This is a genomic window from Luteibacter sp. P1_D3 (genome assembly GCF_056406135.1).
This window is the reverse complement of record NZ_JBFUAT010000018.1, coordinates 39,068-61,789: the sequence shown is the minus strand read 5'-3', so window position 1 is coordinate 61,789 and position 22,722 is coordinate 39,068. Positions and strand designations below refer to the sequence as shown.

Sequence of the window (22,722 nt, the reverse complement as noted above, 5' to 3'; positions counted from 1 at the left end):
GACCAAAATCTAGCTAATATTATTACTTAAAATGGAATTATAGTGGCATAAGAGCTAGCTGTATCCGTCACTAATTGCGCACAGTGGAATAACATATTCAACGCGGGAGAAGCTATGGATCGCCTTCAGTTGATGCAGATTTTCGCTCGTGTCGTCGAGATGCACAGCTTTGGACGAGCAGCAGAAAGCCTGTCCCTCCCCCCATCGCGAGTCACTCGCGCGGTGAAGGAGCTGGAGGCATTTCTTGGCGTACGCCTCCTGCAGCGAACCACGCGGCACATAAGCCTGACGGCGGATGGCTCGGTGTATTACGAGCATTGCCGGCGACTATTGTCTGACATCGAGGCTGTTGAGGCTGGCTTTCCTGGCAGCGCCGGCCAACCGCGGGGTCGCCTACGTGTCGACATGACGCTTTCTTTGGCGCGGCTGGTGGTCTTGCCTTTCATCAAAGACTTTCAGGCACGCTTTCCTGACGTTGAACTGACCTTGACGGCGGCGGACCGGACGGTCGAGTTGATACAGGAAGGAATCGACTGCGTCATTCGCGCAGGGGTCCCCGAAGATTCGCCGACGCTGGTCGCAAAGCGCATCGGTGCATTCGAATGGGTCACCTGCGCCTCGCCGGCCTACCTGGCTCAGCACGGAAGACCGGAGTCGTTGAATGACCTGGCCGATCACGAGTCCGTTGGTTACCTGTCGAGCCGAACTGGGCGTTCACTGGACTGGAACTACGTGGTGGACGGCGAGAGCCGCTCGATAAGAATGCGCGAGCGCCTCGTCGTGAACGATACAGATGCGTACGTCGAATGTGGTTTACAGGGGCTGGGGCTGATTCGCCCCGGCAGCTATATGGTACTTAAGCACCTGCAAACCGGGCGCCTGGAGCGGGTACTCACAAAGTTCCGGGCCCCGGCAGTTCCGTTATCGGCGCTCTATCCAAAGAACCGTCATCTATCGCCAACCGTGCGCGCCTTCGTAGATTGGATCGGCGAAGTTGTACGCAAGGCCGAAGCGAACTGGAAGATCGACACCTAACTCCAGCGCTCCAACCGATGACCCGCCATCAACGAGCTTACGGAGCACATCTTCACCGCTCCTGGCGATGGATACCGAAACAGCGGGCCTCTTAGCGTACTGGAAGCAGCCCGGATGAATTGATGCTGATCGCCCCTTGGGCGCCAGGAGCCCTTCATATGAGGGTCCTGGAGCTAAGGTGCGCCCTACCCTCAATGGCGGATAAGGACAGCATCACCTCGGGCAACTGCCGACAGCCTGAAATACCGAGATCATCCGTCGACCATCCGCTGGATAGCATCTCCCATGCTTCTCTCCGCAGCCTTTGCGGCATGCGTGCGCGACCCGAGACCTAACCGGTGGCACACTGTGGCCAACCCGACGACGCACGCGGCAATGGCTGCGGCTCGCCCTGCCGTATTCTTCCCGGACAGTTTGGCGGCCAGAGGGTTGATAAATCCCTCCCTGAATGCAGCCGACAGCGCGTCAGCGACCTCGGGGCTGTCGGACGAGAGCAGCAGGAGCGAGAGCGCATTGAAACCGTCCGGGTCCTCGGTTCCTGAGGTCCCCGCAGCGGCCCCGGCCAGGAAGCGGCCGATGTTCGCCGAATCAGCGGGGAGATGCGCCACGACGTCGAAAGCGCCGTCGCAAGCGGCGACGAACAGGCCCTGCTTTCCACCAAAGTGACGCGAGATCATGGCGGGATCAACGTCGGCTCGCTGCGCAATTTCGCGCACCCCTACAGCGTCGTAGCTCCGTTCGGAAAACCAGAAACGCGCGGAAGACAGGAGTTTGTCGCGCGTCCTCTGTGATTTGGCTCCCCCAACAGGCATGGCAGGCGCGTCGCGTTTGGTCATGGCAGCTCCAATGCATCAATCCAGGACATAATGTCATCAAGTGTTGACACTATCAAGAATCAAGGGCAGCCTATTGTCATCAACTGTTGACTTTAGGCTTGGAGCGCATGCCCATGAACAGCAATGCAGGCAGGTTCGAAGAGAAAATCGCCCTCATCACCGGCGGATCCAGTGGTATTGGGCTGGCAACGGCCCGACTGCTCCATCAAGGCGGTGCCCGGGTCTTGATAACAGGGCGGGATGCTTCGCGCCTGGCGGCAGCGGCGGAGGCGATCGGTCCGGGTACAAGAACGTTGGTGGCGGACATGGCGCGAGTCGAGGACGTCCAACGGATCGTCGATCAGGTCGCAGATGGATTCGGACATCTCGACATCCTTATGGCGAATGCGGGTACGTCGCACACACCTGCCCTCGATGACGTTGACGAGGCCGCGTTCGACGCGATGTCCGATCTGAACTTCAAGGGCGTTTTCTTCACCATGGTGCACGCCATCCCGGTCCTCGCGACAGGCGCCTCGGTCATCATTACCGGATCCGCCGCTGCGGATATGGGGCGTCTGGCAGATCCCTTGTATGCAGCGACGAAGGCCGCCGTGCGCAGTCTCGCTCGTACCTTCGCAGCCCATGAAGCGTTCGCCGGACGAGCCATCCGCGTCAACGTTTTAAGTCCCGGCCCTGTCCGGACACCGCTCACCGAAGAAGCATGGAAGGACCCGGCGGTAGATGAGTACGTTCGCAACGCGGTACCGCTAGGTCGATGGGCCGAGCCAGAAGAGGTGGCACGCGCGGCGGCGTTCCTGGCATCGTCGGACTCGTCATACATGACGGGCAGCGTTCTCTCGGTTGACGGCGGACTGGCGCAGGTATGACTTCCGAATCCGCCCTGATCGAGGCCGCGTCCGAACGGCAGAAGGCCCTTTCACGGGCGTTGCTGCCGATGATGCTGGTCCTCTTTGTCGCCACGCTGGACCAGACCATTGTCGCCTCGGCACTCGGGCCGATCGGAAAAGCCCTCGGCGGCAGCGACGTCTCGTGGATCGCAACGGCGTACCTCCTGACGGGCGCGTTATCAACCTTGATTCTCGGGCGCATCGCGGACGTCTTTGGAAAGAAGCGCACGTTTCAGGTAACCCTCGGACTCTTCATCGTGGCCTCCTGCCTGTGCGCCGTCGCCCGAACGCTGCCCGCACTCATCGCATTTCGAGCGCTGCAGGGTGTGGGTGGCGGCGCACTGAGCTCCCTGGTCATGACGATTGTGGCTGCGCTGGCACCGCCGCGGGCGCGCGGCAAATACCAGGCAGCCCTGGGTATCGTTCCTGCCATCGCCGTGGTGTGCGGACCACTGATCGGTGGGCTGATCGTCGAGCACATGGGCTGGTGGTGGATCTTTCTCGTCAACCTGCCCATCGGCCTCGTCGCCATGGCCCTCGTTGCGATTCACCTGAACGTGAGTGAGGCTCCGCACGCAGCGCACTATGCGGGGCACCGAGCCGGCTTGTCGGCCTCGCTTGTGGCTCCCAACATCTTCTGGTCGTCTGCGGTGTTGTTCATGTTGGCGACGGCCGTCTTGTTCGTGGGAATGCTCTACATTCCCCTGACCTTGCAGGATGTTTACGCGCTGTCGCCGGCGACCGCCGGCGCTTCAATCATCCCGATGCTGTTTGGCCTTGTCGCGGCTTCGGGCGTCGCAGGAACCGTTGTTGCGCGTACCGGCCGCTATCGCGCGATTCCCACGGTCGGCACCGTATGTATGGGAATGAGCCTGGGCTGGCTGACCGCGACGCCAGGCAGTCCGTCGCCGACGCTGATTATTTGCGCGGGTACGACGCTCGGTGTCGGCGTTGGCCTCGTTATCCAGAGCGCACTTCTTGCTGGCCAGAATGCCGTTGCCGAACGTCACCTCGGCCTGGGAACCGGCATTCTCAACTTCTTCAAGACCATTGGTGGCGCGTTGGGCGCCTCGGCAGCGGTGCTCGTCCGTCTCGTCTTGCCTGCTGAGAGCGCAAGCCTCTTCCAGTCCTACCGTTTCTGCTTTGGCGCAGGGCTTGTCGCCGGAGTCGCCAGCATCGTCGTTGCGCTGTTGCTTCGCGAGCGCCCCCTTTCAGCGACGATGACAGAGGTCGCCTCCGGGGCCACTGAAGCGCCGGAATTTTGAGCCGATACCTATGAATGCCCTTCATTGTCTCCTGCCCGTAGCGACGACGGTCGCGGCGGTCCTATTCGCCGTCGCCTGGCTACTGTTTGCGCGGCACAGTCATCAGGTTGGAGAGATCGTCGTCGTCACGCTTGCAGGGCGAGCACGGTCGCGCCTGCTGCGTCTCATCGTGCCGTTTTTTGCGAAGGTCACGCCCAGGCTCGGGCTAGGATCCGATGGCGTCACCGTGACCACCATCCCCATCACCTCCGCGATCTGTACCGGCACTGTCACTCTCTACGTCCCCGACGAGCCGGGTGGAGGTCCCTGGCCTGTGCATTTCAGCTACCACAGTGGCGGCTACGCAACAGGATCACCGCACCAGGACGACCTGATCTGTCGACACCTCGCCGTGACCGCTCGTTGCGCCATCGCGAGCGTCGCGTACCCACTGGCGCCGGAATACCGCTATCCATCAGCAGTCGTCCACAGTCTGGCCGTCATGCGTACGTTGCTTCGTCACGGAAGATCGTGGCGCCTGGATGCATCGAGCGTGACGGTGGGCGGATTCAGCGCGGGAGGCGGTCTCGCTGCCGTGCTCGCCAGACGAATCCGCGACGAAGGCGCATTTCGCCTTAGCGGCCAGGTGCTCGCCTATCCATGGCTCGATCTTGCCTGGACCAAAGATCCCGTCAAGGAACCGGGCATGGGTAATGCGCTCCCGCCATCCATGCTGCCGTTCTTTCGCGCGATGTATCTGCCGCGGGTCACCGATCGTGAATCCGCGGACGTGTCCCCGCTTCGGTGTACGAGGCTCGCGGGTCTCGCTCCGGCGTGTATCGTCACCGGAAGCCTCGACCTCATCAAAGAGCAGTCACAGGTCTATGCCGACTGTCTGAATCAAGCAGGCGTATCGGCCGACTACCACGAGTTCGCCGGCGCGGACCATGGTTTTACACACTCCGGGCCGCTTCCGGCTGCGCGCGAAGCACTCGCTTTGATGACGGCAGCGCTGACACGCTTTCACCACCGAACGTGAAGCCTCGCGCGACTAGCGAGAAATCCTTGGCGTACCGCGGCCTCGACGTCTTAGCCGCCGTACTTGGCAGGAATCGGAAACTCCGCCGTCTCACCCTGCCAGTAAATCGTCACCACCCACCAACGGTGGCCATCGAACAGCAGCTGAAAACTGTTGATCCCCCGCTGAAACGGCTTCGCATCAGCCGCCGCATGGCGCGATTCGTACGTGCTGAACACCTGGACGATGTTGCCGTAACGGTCCTCCGTGCGGTGTGCCTCACGCTCGAAGAAGCCATCTTTTTTCAGCATGGGACCACCCACCCGGATGTAATCCTCCACGCTCATTACATGGGCTGCGGTGACGCCATCCTTGTCGGTCCGCGCGGAAATCAGGCGCGCGCCTGGCAGGAACAGGGAACGCATGCGATCCCAGTCACGCTCCTGCCCTTTGGCGCCCGAAATCACGTCGTAGACCGCATCGATGATCGCGCCCATCGATGCTACGTCCGCAGGTCGCGCCGCGGGCGTTTCGGTGGCACTCGTGGGGGCTTGAGCTGGTGTGGGAGCGTTTTGCGCGGCAGAGGCCTGAAGCGGTGCCCCGGCAAGCGCCAGGACACAGAACAACGTCAAGGGGCGAAACGATGCGATATCCATAACGTGCTCTCCGCAGTCGGTGGGTGGCTACCGACGCAGTTATACCCCAACGGCCTCGCTGCGCTGCCTGTGCTCCCGGCACATCTGCTCCACGAATACCCGATGGTCCGGCAGATCATCGAGTGCCAGAGACCCCGCCTGGCGGATCACCGCGAATTCCTTCCGCGCCACGTCCATATCCGGATACGCACTCCGCATAGGCTCGAGATCCGTCCGGAACTCCATCCCATACAGCACGTACTGCCAGCTGGAGGTCATGAACATCTCCAGATCGCTGACGAAGTCCAACCGATGCGGCGGGCGTAGCTTCCACTTCTCGAGCTTCTCCTGCAGGGTCTGAGGGATGCTCGCAGGGTCAGCATTGTCGATCCAGAAGGACGAATCCCGCCGCTGGCTGAGGCAGTAGTGCATCTTGATAAAGTCGATGATCCGGTCATACCGCGCCACCATCATTTCGTTGAAATGACGCGCTGCGCTTTCCATATCGTCGGTGTCGCCAGGCAGCAGATGCGTCAGCAGATAAGTCGCCAACTCGATCAGTGCGATACCGGTCGACTCCAGCGGCTCGACAAACCCTCCCGCCAGCCCCACCGCGACACAGTTCTTGCGCCAGTGCTCAGGGCGATACCCCGTCTCGAACTTGATATGAAAGGCTTTGAGGCCCTCCCCTGCTTTACCCAGATAGCGCCGGAAGACCTCTTCGGCACGATCGTCGGTGGTATGCCGCGAGGAATACACATAGCCAGAACCACGCCGCTTCTGCAAACCAATGTCCCAGACCCAGCCAGCCTCCTGGGCGGTCGAGATGGTGTACGACGGGATCGGTGCATCGGGCGTTTCGTACGGCACCTGGATAGCCACCGCCCGATCGGCGAATAGCACGTCCGCACGGCTACGGAACGGCGACTGCATCACGTTGCCAATCAGCATGCCGCGCAATCCGGTGCAGTCTACGTAGAGATCAGCGGTCAGCTCGCCCTCCTCCTTCGTCACCACGCGCGCGATGGCGCCGTGCTCGTCCAGCTCCGTGCGCTCCACCGTGGCCACGTGCCGAACCACGCCAAGTGTCTCCTGGCCGTGCTCGGCGAGCACTCGCGCGAAGCAGGCGGCGTCGAAGTGGAACGCGTGGTTCATCGGCCCCTGATAGTCCGCATCCTTCGGGCGCTTGGGCGCACGCGAATGATCGACCAGCATGCTCTGCATCGAGACCGCATCAGCGAACGACATGCCCTCGGGCGCGGCACCGAGCAGCCAGTACGGCAACAGGTCGGGGCCACCCGGACGCTGGCTGGGAGCGTTGAACGGATGAAAGAAATGGTCCGGCCCGGGAGTTCCCGGCGGCCGTACCCAATGGCGATAGTGGATGCCCTGCTTGTACGTCGCCGTGGCACCGACCAGAAAGCGGCGCTCGTCGAGACCGATGGCCGCCAGGGTGCCGCGAATAGAGGGGAACGTCGCTTCGCCCACTCCAAGCAGGCCGATGTCAGGCGATTCCACCAGGTGCACCTGCACGCTTCGAGGGTCGACCGCGTTGACCGCTTTGGCCAGATAACATGCCGCCAGCCAACCGGCGGTGCCGCCGCCGACGATCAACACTTTCTTCAGACGCGCCATGGTGTGTCCCCGCAGGTGCCGCACGATACGAGAAAAGAACTGCCGGGCACGCCCCACACGGACCCGGCAAAAGCCATTCACAGGGAGGGTTAGGCGACGCTCCCTCGAACGTCGCCAGTAGAACGGCAAAGGTCGGGCGGCACGACTGTCATGGGGCCGCCCTGCAGGTCAGAACCACACGCCAAGCTGGACGCCATAGGTACGCGGCGCGAGGTACTGCGACACGTACTGCAGCGAGCCATCGGCCATCAGGAAGCGGCCAGCGCTGGTGCGGGTCTTCTTGTCGGTCACGTTCTGCACGTAGCCGTTGACCCACCACTTGTCACCCGGCTCGCTGTAACGCAGCGACAGGTCGCCACGCACGTATGCCTTCTGCTTGTCGCCCTCGCCCAGGTTGAAGTAGCTCAGCCACTGCGAGCTCTGGTACTGCGCACTGGCGCGCGGCGTGAGGCGTCCGCCATTGCCGAGGTGGAACGTGTGCTCGTAGATGGCGGTGAGCGACAGGTCCGGCGCATGCGGCAGGTCGTTGCCGGTGACGTCCATGCAGTTGGCGAGGTTGGACGCCGGCGGGCATGCCGGCAGGCCCTGGTAGTCGTTGGACCCGGCATAGGTCAGCGTGCCGAGCTTCTTCTTCGGAATGGCCGAGAAGATCAGGTTGAAGCGATCATCCTGCTGCTGGTATGCCAGCTCCGACTCGAAACCGAGGACCTTGGTGTTGCCGCCCACGTTGGAGAAGCCCAGGCCGTGGTTGCCGTCCGGATAGACGATGGGCGCGGACAGCTGGAAGTTCTTGAAGTCCTCGTAATAGATGGCCGTGTYCCACGTCATGTGGCCATCGAGGAAACCGAACTTGCTGCCGACCTCATAGTTGGTCAGCGACTCGGGCTTGTACAGCGTGCCCGCGTCCTGCGTGCCGCCGGACTTGTAGCCAGTGGAAACGCTGGCGTAGACCATGCCGTTCTCGCTGACGTCGGCATCCAGGCGAATCAACCAGGTCGGCTTGCTCTTGGTGTACTTGGCGGTATTCCGCTGCGAGATGCTGAAGCCGTTCGACGGATCGGGATACACATCCGGCGAGATCGGCAGCTGCGGCACGGTCGGGTCGTACGCCCAACCCCAGTTGATGCCGCCCTTGTTTTCCTTGTCATCATGCGACCAGCGCGCGCCACCGGTGAGGCGCAGATGGTCGGTGAGATGCCAGGTGGCCTGGCCGAACAGCGCATACGACTCCACCGTTTCCTTCGGCTGGATAAAGGAACCCTGCCAGCTCACGGTGCCATAGCGCGTACCGTTCATGATGGGAATATCGAACCGGATGTCGTTGTTCTCGTAGCCGTAGTACGCACCGAGAATCCAGTCCACGGTCTGCGGACCGGTGGACTTCAGGTTGATCTCCTGGCTCCAGTTCTTGTAGTGGGAGGTGTTGGTGCGATCGTCCTGATAGACGCCGTTGGTGGTGAAGCTGGTAGGTACGCTGACACCGACGTCCTGGTCGAAGTCGCTCTGGCCCGAGTACTTGTTGTAGCCGGCGATGTAGCTGAGCTGCATGCCGTCGTTGATGTTCCAGTCCATGCGGCTGCGCACGGTGTTGGACGTACGGTGCAGGTACGGCGCGGTGTCGATCAGCGCGGACCAGAACTTCTCACCTTCCCGCGGCGTCTGCATCAGGCTCATGCTGGGCGTGCCGCGATCGACGAAGTACTCGTACGACAGGTTCCACTTGAACGAGTCGCTGGGCTGCCACAGCGCACTGACGCGCGCGGCGGACTGGTCCTGCGCGTTGTACTTGTCGCCCTTCTGCACGTACTGGCCGGGATCGATGGGCTTGAAGTTGGCCAGTGTGCCGCCGGAGGCCAGATATGTCGTTTGCTGCTGGGCCACGCTGGGCAGCTGGCCCGACGGGTCCTGGTAGTCGACGTAGCCATCATGCTGCTCGTGCACCACGGCGACGCGCATGGCGAAGGTGTTGCTGATGGGCAGGTTGAACGCGGCGCGCGAGCCGATCTGGTTGTAGTTACCCGCCTCGACCTGCGCGTTGCCGTAGAAGCCCGCGCCGATGTCCGGCTTGGCCGTCTGGAAGCTGATGGCGCYGGCGGTCGAGTTGCGGCCCCAAAGGGTGCCCTGCGGACCGCGCAGCACTTCGACGCCATCCATATCCAGCAACAGACCCGACGCCGCCTCGGCGCGCGGTGCGTACACGCCGTCGACAAAGGTGGCGACTTCGGGATCGGCGTATTCGGTCTTGGCGCTGTCGTTACCGATGCCGCGCAAGGTCAGCGTCACGACGCCATGATCGCCCTGCGAGGTGCCTTGCAGGCCGGGTACCAGCTTGGTCAGGTCCTGCACGGTCATCACGCGTTCCCGATCGAGCGTGTCGACGGTGATCGCCGTGACTGCGACCGGTGTCTTCTGCAGCGGCGTGTCGCGCTTGGTCGCGCTGACCGAGATGGCGTCGAGGTTCTGCACCTTCTTATCGGCGCCCTCCGGATTCTTCGACGACGGGTTTTGCACCGTCGTGTCCTGATCCGCCGCGAGCAGCGTGCCCGGAACAAACGCGAGTGACATGGCGACATACAACAACTTGTGACGCAGATTCATCTGGCTCTCCCCATCGATCAATCGTTCGGATCAAAGCTTCCCTAACTCCCCTGGCGCCCTGTCACCCCCTAAATGACAGCGCTGTCATTAACGGATGATAGAGCGGTATTACGTTGAATGCTTGCCGCATGGCAGCAAGTCATCCAGACATTCACAAACACTTTCTGAAAGGCCCCGCACCACTTGACGTTCGCTTCAATGACGCCGAATTGGTGCAAAGCAAATAGCCTTCCTGCCGTCCGGCCGAAGTGGGCGGCGTCAATCGACGGCTGCAGACAGTGACCCGACCCTTACGGCTTGCTCGCGTGAGCGGGGCAAACCAAGGTTCGGTCCGCTACCGTGCTGAGCGACACGTCGGTGATCGCCATCTGGTCACCGGAGTGACTGGACCATGCGAAGGGACGATCCACCTTGCTCATGTTGGCACCGGCATCGCGGAAACACTTCAATGGAATGCCCACGCTCAACCATTGTCCTTTGGGTAACGCGGAGAGCTGGGATCCCACGGGCACCCATCCACTGCAACCGGCACCGCAGCCGATCCCGATGGTCGAGGTATCACCCGGTGACACCGCATCGATCTTCAGGGTGGTCACCAACATGACATCGCCATTGGTTTCGCGGTCGACATCGAGTGGTGCCGGCGCGACCAGCTCGATGCTTGCGGCCTTAGCGCCGTTACCAGCCCACGCCAGGCTCCGCGCGTCCTCCTGCGCCTTATAGTCGAGCGCGCCGATATGCAGGCTTCCATCCGCCGTCGCGGCCGGCGTGGCAGTGACATTCGTCACCACGCCATTCGCACCGGTCAGGCGCACCACGAAGTCCTGTGCCGGCTTACCGCGGGTGAAGTAGACGCCCGCCTGGGCGCTGCTCAGTACCAGCCCCGGATCCTCGGGCAACGTGCCGGTCTTCCCCTTGTCGGCATAGGTCAGACCGAAGCCGTAGGGAAACTGCGGCTGCTCACCTCGAGCGACGGCGGCGACGGGTACCTGCAGCGCACTACGTGGCCAGGCGTAGGCCAGCTTGCCGTGGAAGTCGTTCGCAATATGGCCATCCCGGGTGCGCAGCAGGACATCGGCGATGCCCTCCCCTTCGCTGCCCGGGAGCCAGGCAACGACGAAGGCATCCGCAGCGTTGATCTCGCGATTCATCCAAAGCGGCCGTCCGGTCAGGAACACCGCAACCACAGGCACGCCCTGCCCGCGCAGCTTGCGAATCAGATCGAGGTCGTGATCGTTGCCGGGACGGTAGGCGAGGTTCGGCAGGTCGCCCTGGAACTCGGCATAGGGATCCTCGCCGAACACGACGATAGCGACATCCGGCTTCTGTTTCGTATCGCCTTCCACCGATAGTTCGGCGCTGCCGCCGGCCGCTTCGATCTGCGCCCGAAGACCCGCCCACACCGAGGTGGCGCCCGGAAAGTTCGCATTGGTCAGACCCGTGCCCTGCCAGGTCAGCGTCCAGCCACCGTTCTGTTTGGAGATGTTGTCGGCGCCGTTACCGGCCACCAGAACATGCTTGCGTGGGTCGATCGGCAGCACGCCGCCGTTGTTTTTCAGCAGCACCAGGGACTCGCGTACGGCCCGACGCGCCACGGCGCGATGCGAAGGACTGCCGACCACGTCCGCCGCCTTGGCTGCGAGCGGATTGGTCGACGGCAGTCCGGCCTCGAACATGCCGAGACGCATCTTCACCCGCAGGATGCGAGTCACCGCATCATCGACACGACTCATCGGGATCACGCCGGCCTTCACTTCGGCCAGCGTGTTCGTGTACACCCCTTTCCAGGAATCGGGCGCTTCGAGCATGTCCAGCCCGGCGTTGTAAGCCGCGGCACAATCCTCGTTGCTGCAGCCGGGCACTTGCCCGTGCGCGTTCCAGTCGCCCAGCACAATTCCATCGAAGCCCATGCGCTCTTTCAGCACACCGGTGATCAGGGCCTTGTTGCCGGCCATCTTGACCCCGTTCCAGCTGGAGAACGAGACCATCACCACCTGCACACCAGCCTTGATCGCGGGCGGATAGCCGGCGCCATGGATGTCGCGCAACGTCGCTTCGCTGATCTGGGCGTCGCCCTGATCCTTGCCGTCATGGGTGCCACCATCGCCGAGGAAATGCTTGGCGGTCGCGATTACATGCCCCGCGTCGAGGAACTGCGGCGTTCCCGGCTTGCCTTCCAGGCCGCCGACCACCGCGGCGGCGTATTGCGCCACCAGTGCGGGGTTCTGCGAGTAGCCTTCGTACGAACGGCCCCAGCGCCCATCCTGTGGGACGGTGAGCGTGGGCGCGAACGTCCAGCTGRTGCCACTGGCACGCAGTTCCTGTGCCGTGACCTCACCAATGTCGTGGATCAGCTGCGGGTCGCGCGTCGCACCCAGCCCGACGTTCTGCGGAAATAGCGTGCTGCCGACCAGGTTGTTGTGGCCGTGCACGGCGTCGATGCCGAACAGCACCGGGATCGCCAGGCCGCCATGCGAGGTGTCCGTGGACGCGCGGTAGAACGCATCGGACAGCGCCTGCCACTGCGAGGCAACCGGGTACGGCTGTCCCGGTGGTTTGGAATTACCGCCGGCGAGAACCGAGCCCAGGCGGTACTCGCGTACGTCGTCCGGCGTCACGTACTTGATGTCGGCCTGGATCATCTGGCCGACCTTGTCCTCCACCGACATCTTCGCCAGCAAAGCGCGGATTCGCGATTCGATCGCGGGGTCCGGCGGCAGCGGCGACGTGCCCTTGGGCCACTGCTCGGGGTGCACGAGGGTCGCATCGCCCGCCATGGCGGGAACGGTGACCAGCAAGGCGCTGGCCATCGACAGCGGCACGGAAATACGTCGCAAAAACAGGCTCGATCGCTGCAGCAGTGGCACGTCAACGCTCCAGGCTGGCATACCGGCGGTACGCTTCCGGTCCGCATCGTGGCAGGAATGACAGCGCTGTCAATTTGCGTTGCAACATGGCCCACGCCTGGCCCGGCGCAGCGAAAGGGTCTCAGGGTGCGATGGCGGTGGAGCCGCGTATCTGCAGGGAGAACGGAATCTGCACCAGTCGGCCAGTGCCGTGGCCACGCAGTTCGTTGAGCAACTGCTCGGCGGCGATCTTCCCCATCTCACGACTGGGCTGCTGGATCGTGGTGAGTGCCGGCCAGAGCTGACGCGACAGCGGCGTATCGTCGAAGCCACAGACCGAGAGGTCGTGCGGTACCTTCAGGCCGTACTCGCCCGCCGCCCACATCACGCCGGTGGCCATGTCGTCATTGGCGGCAAACACGGCGGTCGGTCGCTCGGCCAGCGAAAACAGTTGGCGCGCCGCCTCCACGCCCGAGCCGAAGGTGAAAGCGCCCTGCACCACCAGGCCAGGATCCTCGGGCAACCCCGCGGCAGCCATCGCCTCGCGATAGCCAGCGAGCCGCCACCGACTGGCGCCGTGATTGGCGATGCCGATCACGTGGGCGATGCGTCGATGGCCGAGCTCCAGCAGATGCTCCACGATCGCACGCGCGGCCTTCTGCTCGTCCATCGTCACGCCCAAGGTCTTGCCACGCCGCAGCGGGGACACGCTGGCATAGGGCACCTCGCGCTCGCGCAGGCGCTTCAGCAGTGGCGCATAGTCGGTAATCGGCGGTGTCAGCACGACACCGTCGGGATGGTGGTCGGAGATCAGGGCATCGAAGCGACGGATGAAGTCGCGATCACGCATTCGCAGCGGTCGCACCATCATGCTGTAACGATGCTCGTCACAGGCCTCGAGCACGCCGTCCTGGATCTCGGCCAGATAGGTCGAGGCTGGGTTGTCGTTGTTGTCATACAGCATCGCCACCACGAACGAGCGATTTCCCGCCAGACTGCGTGCCGATGGATGCGGGCGATAGTCCATCGCCTCCATGGCAGCTTGCACGCGTTGCCGCGTCGCATCGGTCACGTTGGCCTCGTCATTGAGCACACGCGACACTGTCTTGGGCGATACGCCCGCTGCGCGCGCTACATCTTCGAGACGTACCCGCATGGATTCTCCGCTGTGATCACACTGTCGAATGACTATGCCGCCAGAGCCCTTTGCTTACAAGGGCGACACGGAGCCCGGATGCTGCATCCGCAGCATGCAGGATGTGTCCGGTCATGACATAACTGCTGCTGGAGGAGGAATCATGACCGGGATCAACCACATTGCCTGCCACAAGGCCAGGCGTCGATGAGAGAGCGATCCACGCTGTCGTTCTGGCAGATATGGAACATGTGCTTCGGCTTTCTCGGTCTCCAGTTCGGCCTCGCGCTACAGAACGCGAACGTCAGCCGGATCTTCCAAACCCTGGGCGCGAACCTCAATGACATCCCTGCCCTCTGGATCGCCGCGCCGCTGACCGGCTTGATCGTGCAACCGATCGTCGGTCACTACTCCGACCGCACCTGGAACCGCCTCGGTCGACGCCGGCCCTATTTTCTGGCCGGTGCCGTCTTCGCCTCGTTGGCCCTTCTATGGATGCCGAACGTGCCGGCGTTGTGGATGGCTGCCGGGTTGTTGTGGATCCTGGATGCGTCGATCAACGTGTCGATGGAGCCGTTTCGCGCYCTGGTTGGCGATCAACTGCCCACGCGACAACGCCCCGCCGGTTTTGCGATGCAGAGCTTTTTCATCGGCGCCGGTGCCGTGGTCGCCTCGATGCTGCCCTGGGTCCTGGCGCAGTTCGGCGTTGCCAACGTCGCGGCGGACGGAAGCATCCCCGATACGGTGAAGTACGCGTTCTACGGCGGCGGTGCGGTACTGCTGGGCGCCGTGGTCTGGACCATCCTGGCAACCCGTGAGTACACGCCCGCCCAGCTTCTTTCGTTCACCGACAACGTGCCTGAGAGGCCGTCGGTGGATGTATCGCGCGCCGGGCGACCCGGTCTGCTTATGTTGGTGGCGGGCGCCGCGGTCCTCGTCGCGATTACGCATTTCGCGCTGGAAAGGGAGGTCTACCTGCTGGCCGGCGGCCTGATCGCGTTTGGCCTTCTGTTTACCTGGCTTAGCCGCACCCGCAGTCACGGGATGCTGCGCGAGGTGATGGGTGACCTCTACGGCATGCCGGTCTCGATGCGACGCCTGGCCGGGGTGCAGTTATTTTCCTGGTTCGCGCTGTTCGCGATGTGGATCTACACCACGGCGGGTGTGACGCAGACGATTTACGGTACCGCGGATACCGGTTCCTCCCTCTACAACGAGGGTGCGAACTGGGTCGGCGTGCTGTTCGGCGCCTATAACGGCTTTGGTGCCCTGGCCGCGGTGGTCATTCCTCTGATGGTCCGTCGTTGGGGCCTGCGCATCAGCCACGTAGTGAACCTGTGCCTGGGTGGTGCCGGCCTGCTGTCGTTCCTCTACATCCGCGATCCGCACTGGCTGCTCGCCTCGATGGTAGGTGTCGGCTTTGCCTGGGCATCGATCCTGTCGCTGCCTTACGCGCTGCTCTCGGACACCCTGCCAACGGCGAAACTGGGTGTCTACATGGGCATCTTCAATTTCTTCATCGTGATTCCCCAGGTGCTCGCCGCCAGCGTTCTCGGCCTGTTGCTGCGACTGTGCTTTCACAATCAGCCGATCTGGGCGCTCGGCCTTGGCGGAGCGAGCCTTCTTATCGCGGCGCTGTGCACGCTATACGTGCCTGAGCCCGACAGCCGGGCTTAGGCACGCATGCGACGCGTGGATTCGGTCAGATAGTCAGAGCGCGATGCCCTGCATGCCCGACGCACCGGCAAACACGGGGGTCTGGCCGACCTGCAGCAGGCGACCATCGCCCAGGATCAGGAAGGTGTCGATGTTGCCACCCAGCGAGTTGCCCACGTAGAGGAACAGGCCATCGGCCGACGCCTTGAGATCGGTCGGCGCGGCACCGGCTTCCAGCTTGCCGACCACGCCACCATCGAGCAAGGTCAACGAGCCATCGTTACCGATGCGATACCCACTGATATTGCCCTTGCCTGCGTTGGCCGTGAACGCAAAGCGTCCCGATACCGTTAGCCAGCATGCGGCAGCCTGGCCATTGGCAATGTCACTGGAGATCGGCGTCAGCGCACCGTTACGCGCGACCGCGTACGAACTCGCCGCCGAACCTGCCGCCTGCGACGTGACCAGGTGGCCGCGAGCGTCGAAGTCGAAGCCAAACGGTTGCGGATCGTTGGAAGGCGTGATCGCAGGATCCTTGCCGAGGCTGCCATTGCGACCCACGGCAAACAACTCGAACCAGCCCTTGGCGGAGGCATCCTTGATGGATACGGCGAGCCAGTTACCGTCCGGCGAGAACTGAAGCTGCGCCGGTGTCATGCCAACGTTCGGCTGGTTTCCCACAAGCGGTGCGTCGGTACCGAGCAATCGTGTTTCCGCGGGCAGCGCGACCAACTGGCCGCTCGGAAGGATCTGAAACGCTGTCACGCTGGAGGTAGCCGCACTGTTGAGCACGTAGAGCCGATTACCGCGCTGCGCCACGCTGACGGGGAACGTCCCGCCGGTCGGCTGAATGTCGATCAGGCGCAGGCGACTGCCTTCGATCGCGAACACCGACACCTGGTTGGAGCCCGCGTTGGTGACAAAGAGCAGCCGTCCATCGTCGCTCTTGATGAGCGCATTCTGCGAACCGAGCGGATCCGGCGGCGGCGCCGTGGTGCCCACGCCGACGCCCTTCCCCTGGGTCGAAACCACAGCGAGCTTTTCCAGGCCGCCGAAGAAATTGCGACGCAGCACTGCGACGCTGTTGTTCTGGATGTCATTGGACATGACATAGACGTAAGGGGAATCGAATCCGCGCAGGTTCAGCGAACGATCCTGGGCGTGGACGGCGCCAGTCGTCGCCAGTACGCCGGCGATACCAACGGCAAGTTTTTGCGAGGTCTTCATGGGCAGTTCTCCGAAGGAGCCGGACGGCTCTCCATGTCTTCGGTCGCCAGATGCTGTCGGTTACACGTCGCACGTCAGAAATGTGGCCTGGCTCACAGAGCGTGACCATCAGCGTTGGCCCGCATGGCGGGACGCATTAAAAAAACCGTCACACCCAAACGGCGACCAGGACACTACTATCGTCCGCGTCACTCGGACGCAAGGAAACATGCACATGGCGAAGCTGGCACACGGGTTATGGGTCGCAGCGCTGCTGGCAAGCGCCGCTCATGCGCAGACCAATGCAGGCGATCAGAAGCCCGATCCCGACCTCCCCTTCAACGTCACCAAGGTCGCCAGCCTCGATCTGCCCTGGCGTATCGCCTTCCTGCCCGATGGCCGCATGCTGGTGACCGAAAAAGTCGGCCGCCTTCAGCTGGTAACCCAGCAGGGCGCCAAGACCGAGGTCAAGGGCGTGCCGGCCAGCTATTTCGAAGGACAGAACGGCATGTTGGGCGTCTTCCTCTCGCCCCATTACGCCAAAGATCACAACGTGTACCTCACCTATGTCGCGCCCGGTGACTACGGCGGTGGCCTGGCCATGGGTCGAGGTCAGCTCGTGCTCGATGGCGATCAGGCACGACTGGACAACTTCCAGGTGCTATGGCGCCAGATGCCCACGGGCAAAGGCGGCCAGGCCGGTGCGCAGATCGCGTTTGCGCCGGACGGCAAGACCCTCTTCCTGAGCGTGGGCGATCGTCAGCGCTTCACGCCTGCGCAGGATCCCAACCAGCCGGTGGGCAAGATCCTTCACCTCACGCTCGACGGCAAACCGGCGCCGGGCAATCCGTGGGCAGGCAAGGTCGGTACGCCCACCATTCCGCTGATCGATCCGGCGACCGATACCGAGGCAGCGAAGACGGCGCCCGTGGTCAGCACCTATACGTTCCCCGGCCCCAACCTCACGCCGAGCGAAACCTGGAGCGTCGGCCACCGCACGCCGTATGGCCTCGCCTTCGGTCCTGACGGTCGCCTGTGGGAGCTCGAGCACGGCCCCAAAGGCGGTGACGAGCTGAACCTGATCCAGCGCGGCAAGAACTACGGCTGGCCGCTGGTTTCGTATGGCATGAACTACAACGGCGTGCCGATCGCTTCCCCCGATACGCGGCCTGATCTCGTCAAGCCCGTGATCTATTGGGTGCCGGTGATCGCGCCGGGCAATCTCATGTTCTACAAGGGCAGCATGTTTCCGAAGTGGAATGGCAGCGCGCTGATCAGTGGCCTCGTCACCATGGGCATCATCCGCGTGACCTTCGACGGCAAGGGCGGCGCTACCGACGTCCAGCGCTGGAGCCTCGGCAAGCGCATCCGCGATATCGAAGAGGCGCCGGATGGCTCGCTCTGGGTGCTGGAAGACGCGCAGCCGGGTGGGTTGTACCGCCTGACGCCGAAATAAGTCGATCCACTGACCCGCGCCTTGCCTGATGCAACGCAGCATGGCAAGGTGCGGGGCTTCGCAGGGGTCTGAGCCTGACTGCGGCACGCTGCGCAGGAAAATCATATGTCCCCTTCCACCCTCTCTGTCCGCCAGAACCTCCTGGCCGGGCTGACCACCGCGTTCGCGTTGGTCCCTGAAGCCATGGCTTTCGCCCTGGTCGCGCATCTCAACCCGTTGATGGGCCTCTACGGCGCAGCGATCATCGCGGCGCTCACGGCGGCTTTTGGTGGCCGTCCGGGCATGATTTCCGGCGCTGCCGGCTCGATGGCGGTGGTGATCGTGGCCCTGGTGGTGCAGCACGGTGCCGACTATTTCCTGGTCACCGTGCTGCTCGGTGGCCTGATCCAGTTCCTGTTCGGCGTGCTCCGGCTGGGCAAGCTGGTGCGGATGATTCCGCATCCGGTGATGCTGGGCTTCGTGAATGGCCTGGCGATCGTGATCGCCAGCTCACAGCTGGAACATCTGCACGCGCCGGGCGGTGGTTGGCTCGCCGGCAACGCGCTCTATCTCATGCTCGGGCTGGCACTGGTGGCGATGCTGGTGGTCTATGTGCTGCCCCGGCTTACCCGCGTCGTGCCCTCGGCGCTGGCGTCGATCGTCATAGTCAGCCTGGTCGTGCAACTGTTCGGTGTGCACACGCGCGCCGTTGGCGATATCGCGTCCATCAAGGGCGGCCTGCCCTTCCTGCACTGGCCGCAGGTGCCATGGACGCTGGATACGCTGAAGATCGTGTTTCCGTATGCGCTGGTGATGGCCATGGTCGGCCTGTTGGAAACCCTGCTCACGCTCAACCTGGTCGACGAAATCACCGCCACCGAAGGCCAGCCCAATCGCGAGTGCATGGCGCTGGGCGCTGCCAACGTCGTGTCCGGTCTGTTCGGCGGCATGGGTGGCTGCGCCATGATCGGCCAGACCATGATCAACCTCACCTCGGGCGGGCGCACGCGCTTGTCCGGCATCACGGCCGGTGTGCTGGTCATGTGTTTCGTTTTGTTTCTTTCGCCGTTGATCGAGCGTATTCCATTGGCCGCACTGCTCGGCGTCATGCTCGTGGTGGCGCAGAAGACCTTTGCCTGGGGAAGCGTGCCGCTGCTGCGCCGGCTGCCGCTGACCGATGCCTTGACCATTGTCGCCGTCACGGTCATCACCGTCTTCGCCAATCTCGCTACCGCCGTTCTGTGTGGTGTTCTGATCTCCGCCATCGCCTTTTCCTGGAAGCACGCCGATCGCCTCAGCGTGAATCGCGAGGATCTTCCCAACGGCGGTCGCCGCTATCGTCTACAGGGCACGCTGTATTTTGCGGCGACCGCGCGATTGCAGACCATGTTCGATGTCGACAACGATCCGTCCTTCGTCGAGTTGGACTGTTCCGGTGCGCACCTGGACGATCATTCGGCCGTCGAGGCGATCGAAGCGCTGCGCCGTCGTTATGCCCAGCAGAGCAAGCAACTACAGGTCACGCATCTGAACGATGCGTGCGAAGCCCTGCTCACTCGCGTGGGTGGTGCCGAAGCGCATTGAGTCGATTTACCACGCCACCTTGAGGCTGGCCGTCGCCGAGTGCGAACGGTCGCGGCTGGCAAAGCGCTGGTCGACACCGAGGGCCAGCTGCGTACGGGCGCCGACGTCCAGGCTGGCGTTGAAGCCGAAGGTCGCGGCCTGACGCGACAGGCCAATGCCTTCCACCGGTGCCCAGCTGGAGAATCCCGCGTAGCGCGCGGACAGGTCGTTGCCCTGGACGCCAAAGGCGCGTTGCCAGGCCAGTGAGCCGTCGAGGTGCAGCGTGGAAGACGTTAGCCGCATCACCGTGCCCAGGCGCATGCCGGCACCACCCTGCCATCGCACCACGCGCTGTCCGCCAGTGGCGAGTCCGAAACCCGCGCCTCCGGCCTCCTCGAAACCATCGCGCTGTATGCGCGTGTACTGCACCGTGGTGAACGGGGTAACGTCCAGTGCTCCGAAGTGCGCGCGGAAGCCTGCTTCGCCAAAGCCAGCGGTGTAATGGCCATCCACGTCACCGCCGGTGAATGCCGCCTGCTGCCCGAATTGCAACACCCGGCGCACGTCGCCGCGAAAACTGCCAAAGGCGAAGCGCCCGGCGCTATACCATTGTTCGCCGCGCGAACCAGCATATAGCATGCCTTCGTTGGTGCGGCTGCGCTGCCGGTCATAGGCATTCTGAAGCTGGCCCGTCCCCTCGTAACGTGCGACCGCCATGCCCGCAAAACCCTGGGCGCCCAACAACACTTCCTGTCCGGCCATGCCGCCACCCATCTGGTACGACACACCGCCGAAGCCCGTGCGCGCGAGTGTGTCGGTGCGGCCCAACGAGGCTGTCCACACACCGCCACCGCGCTCGTTACGGACGTGTGCGGCGAATGCATCATTGCCAGCATCGATGTTGGCGAGGGTCATCGCCGTGCTTGCTGCGTAAAGCTGTCCAGAAAGCGATTCCAGCGAGCGCCGCGCCGCCTCGGCGCCCGGTGCCTGCTCGAGACTGCCTGCTGCGAGCAAGGTCCCCATGGGTGGAGTGGTACCCGCGTCTGCGGCCGCGTCGAGGCTATTCATCGCCGCGTCGAGCCGTGTCGAAGCGTTCACTGCCGCCGCCGAGTTGTTGATCACGGGCGTTGCCCTGGCTGCCGCCTGCACGTTGATGCGTGAAGAGTCGATCCACAGTTCCTTGCCGTCGGTCTGCAGGTAGGTATCGAGGAAGAAACCCTGTTTGATGACATTGCCGAACACGCCGTCGATGGACGCTGCCTGCAGGATGACCTGATGTGACTGCCCCACGTAGCCGGGAACCGTACCGGCAAGCACGAGCGTGCCATACAGTTGAGCCTTGCCATCCACGATGACGGGCGAGCCGAGCAGCACCGAAAGGAAGTTGCTTGACCCGCCATACATCATGAGATCGCCGTGCACCCGCGTCCCGTTAATATTGGACGTCAGGTCTACCGTGCCACCGCTGAAGATGCCGTCGATATACGCGCCGCCGACGGAGGGATGACCGGAGCCGATATCGCCGTGAACACGCACGGTCGAACCTGCGGTGCCGCTATCGATCGTGATCGATCGGGTAATCCCCTTCGACAGGATGATCTCGGCGCCATTGGCAACGCGAAGCTTCGCATCCACGCTGCCCGACAGTTCGAGTGTGCCGGGGCCGCCTACGGCTATCACGCCTCCCCCTGTGATGTCGTCCTTGAAATGCAGATAGCCGTGCCCGAGAAACAGGTCCAGACCGTACTGCACGTTGGTCGGTCCACGAAGCGCCCGGGCGACATTCAGACGCCCATATCCATAAGTGCTGTCATCGCCTGGGTCGCCCAGGTCATCCGCCGAATTCATGAGCAGGGAGCGCACACTCATGTTGTCCAGCGTCGGATAGACCTGTGCGACCAACGCAGCCGCAGCGGCTACCTGCGCGGCGGCATAGGAGGTTCCGATGTGGTCCTCGTACTTCGGGGCTTCCGCCGTCGAGCCAGCCGCCAGTGTCTGCACGTGACCGGGTGCGGCCATGCAGATCGCCTGCAGTTGCCCGCAACGGTTGGCATAAGACGCGATGGTATCGCTGGCGGCCCCGGTGAGTGCGGTGACGATAAGCCAATTAGCGTTCACCGCGTTGCTCGCGTCCGGGCCCGCCATGGCGAGCGACGCCAGTCCGCCAGCCTCGGCGTGGCCGCTGCTGCCTGCGCCGATGACGAAGAGCTTGCCTTGTGCCACACCGTCGGCGAACGCAGCACGGTAGCTGTCTGCCGTATTCGTTCCATCGATCCGAACCATCCCATCCGTCGCGCCGTAGACGAGGAAACGCGCACCAGCCGCGAGCATCGCCGCGTTGGCCGCCTTCAGCGCGTCCGGGGTGCGTGCGAGTTGGTCGGCCGTTGCATGCGTTTCGGCGAAACGCTCGTCAGCCGGGTCGCCACTGGAGAAGATCTTCTCGGACACCACGAACGCGTTGGGTGCGACGCCGCCTTCGAACGTACCGACGGCATGCCCGACCGCCACGCTTGCCATGGCCGTGCCGCGACCAAGGACATCACCGGTCGCGGCGCCGCCCGTTTTGCCGTCCAGAACGGTGCCGCGCGACGACACTTTGTCGCTGACCGCGGGGTTCGTCTCGTCCACGCCGGAATCGGCGATGCCGATGAACTGGCCCGAGCCGGTTGCCCCGAGTGCCCTGGCCTCTTGAGCCCCCGTAGAGTGCAGCTGCGCGTTCGCAGGTGCCGCGTCGACCGGGGGTGGTGGCGTCGCCGGTGGTGGTGGGGGAGCCGTTACCGTCGTCCCGCCTGTGGAGGAACGTCCGCCTCCACCCCCGCCGCAGCCGGCCAGGCCGGCAGCAAGTCCCACGCATACTGCCAGCGCAAGCTCCCGCCTGCGCATCACGGTCAATGCCTTCATGTGGCTCCCCTTCCCCAGACGTCAATGTCCAGCGCCCCGTCACCCCTGCCAGGCGCGATCGGGCCAGATCTTGCCACAAGTTTCTACGA

At 63.4% G+C, this 22,722-nt stretch carries 15 protein-coding genes; 7 read left to right on the top strand and 8 right to left on the bottom strand.

Translation table 11 applies throughout. The annotated features are described in order from the left end of the window. The first annotated feature begins 114 nt into the window (after positions 1-114). A complete protein-coding gene (locus AC1DYM_RS13015) occupies positions 115-1,035 on the top strand; it encodes a LysR family transcriptional regulator (RefSeq protein ID WP_477338920.1) in 921 nt (306 codons plus the stop codon). 251 nt (positions 1,036-1,286) lie between these two features. Here AC1DYM_RS13015 and AC1DYM_RS13010 read toward each other — a convergent pair whose 3' ends face one another. Beyond that, on the bottom strand, positions 1,287-1,871 hold the full coding sequence (locus AC1DYM_RS13010) for a TetR/AcrR family transcriptional regulator (protein WP_477338918.1): 585 nt from the start codon (positions 1,869-1,871) through the stop codon (positions 1,287-1,289). 113 nt (positions 1,872-1,984) lie between these two features. Between AC1DYM_RS13010 and AC1DYM_RS13005 the strand changes: the two genes are divergently transcribed. The 3 genes from AC1DYM_RS13005 (at position 1,985) to AC1DYM_RS12995 (ending at position 5,044) form a co-directional block, all read left to right on the top strand. Further along, on the top strand, positions 1,985-2,740 hold the full coding sequence (locus tag AC1DYM_RS13005) for an SDR family NAD(P)-dependent oxidoreductase (protein ID WP_477338916.1): 756 nt from the start codon (positions 1,985-1,987) through the stop codon (positions 2,738-2,740). Positions 2,741-2,808: 68 nt separating this feature from the next. After that, a complete protein-coding gene (locus tag AC1DYM_RS13000) occupies positions 2,809-4,026 on the top strand; it encodes an MDR family MFS transporter (RefSeq protein ID WP_477338962.1) in 1,218 nt (405 codons plus the stop codon). Positions 4,027-4,252: 226 nt separating this feature from the next. Next, on the top strand, positions 4,253-5,044 hold the full coding sequence (locus tag AC1DYM_RS12995; protein ID WP_477338914.1) for an alpha/beta hydrolase: 792 nt from the start codon (positions 4,253-4,255) through the stop codon (positions 5,042-5,044). A gap of 50 nt (positions 5,045-5,094) precedes the next feature. Here AC1DYM_RS12995 and AC1DYM_RS12990 read toward each other — a convergent pair whose 3' ends face one another. From AC1DYM_RS12990 to AC1DYM_RS12970, 5 genes are all read right to left on the bottom strand, one after another. Next, the gene (locus AC1DYM_RS12990) at positions 5,095-5,520 is read right to left on the bottom strand and encodes a hypothetical protein (protein ID WP_477338912.1); all 426 of its coding nucleotides are present in this window, start codon (positions 5,518-5,520) and stop codon (positions 5,095-5,097) included. A gap of 198 nt (positions 5,521-5,718) precedes the next feature. After that, complete coding sequence (locus AC1DYM_RS12985; protein ID WP_477338910.1) at positions 5,719-7,293, bottom strand: tryptophan halogenase family protein; 1,575 nt, start codon at positions 7,291-7,293, stop codon at positions 5,719-5,721. Positions 7,294-7,461: 168 nt separating this feature from the next. Then, a complete protein-coding gene (locus AC1DYM_RS12980) occupies positions 7,462-9,891 on the bottom strand; it encodes a TonB-dependent receptor (protein ID WP_477338908.1) in 2,430 nt (809 codons plus the stop codon). 290 nt (positions 9,892-10,181) lie between these two features. Next, a complete protein-coding gene (locus tag AC1DYM_RS12975; protein ID WP_477338906.1) occupies positions 10,182-12,779 on the bottom strand; it encodes a glycoside hydrolase family 3 protein in 2,598 nt (865 codons plus the stop codon). Between the two features lie 100 nt (positions 12,780-12,879). Further along, entirely contained in the window at positions 12,880-13,893 is a 1,014-nt protein-coding gene (locus AC1DYM_RS12970) for a LacI family DNA-binding transcriptional regulator (protein ID WP_477338904.1), read from the bottom strand. Between the two features lie 186 nt (positions 13,894-14,079). Here AC1DYM_RS12970 and AC1DYM_RS12965 point away from each other — a divergent pair, with 186 nt between their 5' ends. After that, entirely contained in the window at positions 14,080-15,549 is a 1,470-nt protein-coding gene (locus AC1DYM_RS12965) for an MFS transporter (RefSeq protein WP_477338902.1), read from the top strand. A gap of 33 nt (positions 15,550-15,582) precedes the next feature. Here the strand turns inward: AC1DYM_RS12965 and AC1DYM_RS12960 are convergent, their stop codons facing one another. Continuing rightward, on the bottom strand, positions 15,583-16,755 hold the full coding sequence (locus AC1DYM_RS12960) for a lactonase family protein (RefSeq protein WP_477338901.1): 1,173 nt from the start codon (positions 16,753-16,755) through the stop codon (positions 15,583-15,585). A 214-nt stretch (positions 16,756-16,969) separates the two neighbouring features. Here AC1DYM_RS12960 and AC1DYM_RS12955 point away from each other — a divergent pair, with 214 nt between their 5' ends. Together AC1DYM_RS12955 and AC1DYM_RS12950 are read left to right on the top strand one after the other, a co-directional pair. Next, positions 16,970-18,190 (top strand): PQQ-dependent sugar dehydrogenase, encoded by a 1,221-nt coding sequence (locus tag AC1DYM_RS12955; RefSeq protein ID WP_477338899.1) that lies wholly within the window; start codon positions 16,970-16,972, stop codon positions 18,188-18,190. Between the two features lie 105 nt (positions 18,191-18,295). Further along, positions 18,296-19,753: a SulP family inorganic anion transporter gene (locus AC1DYM_RS12950; RefSeq protein WP_477338897.1), complete on the top strand. Its 1,458-nt coding sequence runs from the start codon at positions 18,296-18,298 to the stop codon at positions 19,751-19,753. 6 nt (positions 19,754-19,759) lie between these two features. Here the strand turns inward: AC1DYM_RS12950 and AC1DYM_RS12945 are convergent, their stop codons facing one another. Beyond that, positions 19,760-22,633, bottom strand: coding sequence for an autotransporter outer membrane beta-barrel domain-containing protein (locus AC1DYM_RS12945; protein ID WP_477338895.1), 2,874 nt, complete (start codon positions 22,631-22,633; stop codon positions 19,760-19,762). Positions 22,634-22,722: the final 89 nt, after the last annotated feature.

Bases quoted from the DNA above. Each gene is read 5' to 3' on its own strand.
- AC1DYM_RS13015 (WP_477338920.1), top strand. From the start codon at position 115: ATGGATCGCCTTCAGTTGATGCAGATTTTCGCTCGTGTCGTCGAGATG.
- AC1DYM_RS13010 (WP_477338918.1), bottom strand. From the start codon at position 1,871: ATGACCAAACGCGACGCGCCTGCCATGCCTGTTGGGGGAGCCAAATCA.
- AC1DYM_RS13005 (WP_477338916.1), top strand. From the start codon at position 1,985: ATGAACAGCAATGCAGGCAGGTTCGAAGAGAAAATCGCCCTCATCACC.
- AC1DYM_RS13000 (WP_477338962.1), top strand. From the start codon at position 2,809: ATGATGCTGGTCCTCTTTGTCGCCACGCTGGACCAGACCATTGTCGCC.
- AC1DYM_RS12990 (WP_477338912.1), bottom strand. From the start codon at position 5,520: ATGGGCGCGATCATCGATGCGGTCTACGACGTGATTTCGGGCGCCAAA.
- AC1DYM_RS12985 (WP_477338910.1), bottom strand. From the start codon at position 7,293: ATGGCGCGTCTGAAGAAAGTGTTGATCGTCGGCGGCGGCACCGCCGGT.
- AC1DYM_RS12970 (WP_477338904.1), bottom strand. From the start codon at position 13,893: ATGCGGGTACGTCTCGAAGATGTAGCGCGCGCAGCGGGCGTATCGCCC.
- AC1DYM_RS12960 (WP_477338901.1), bottom strand. From the start codon at position 16,755: ATGAAGACCTCGCAAAAACTTGCCGTTGGTATCGCCGGCGTACTGGCG.
- AC1DYM_RS12955 (WP_477338899.1), top strand. From the start codon at position 16,970: ATGGCGAAGCTGGCACACGGGTTATGGGTCGCAGCGCTGCTGGCAAGC.
- AC1DYM_RS12950 (WP_477338897.1), top strand. From the start codon at position 18,296: ATGTCCCCTTCCACCCTCTCTGTCCGCCAGAACCTCCTGGCCGGGCTG.
- AC1DYM_RS12945 (WP_477338895.1), bottom strand. From the start codon at position 22,633: ATGAAGGCATTGACCGTGATGCGCAGGCGGGAGCTTGCGCTGGCAGTA.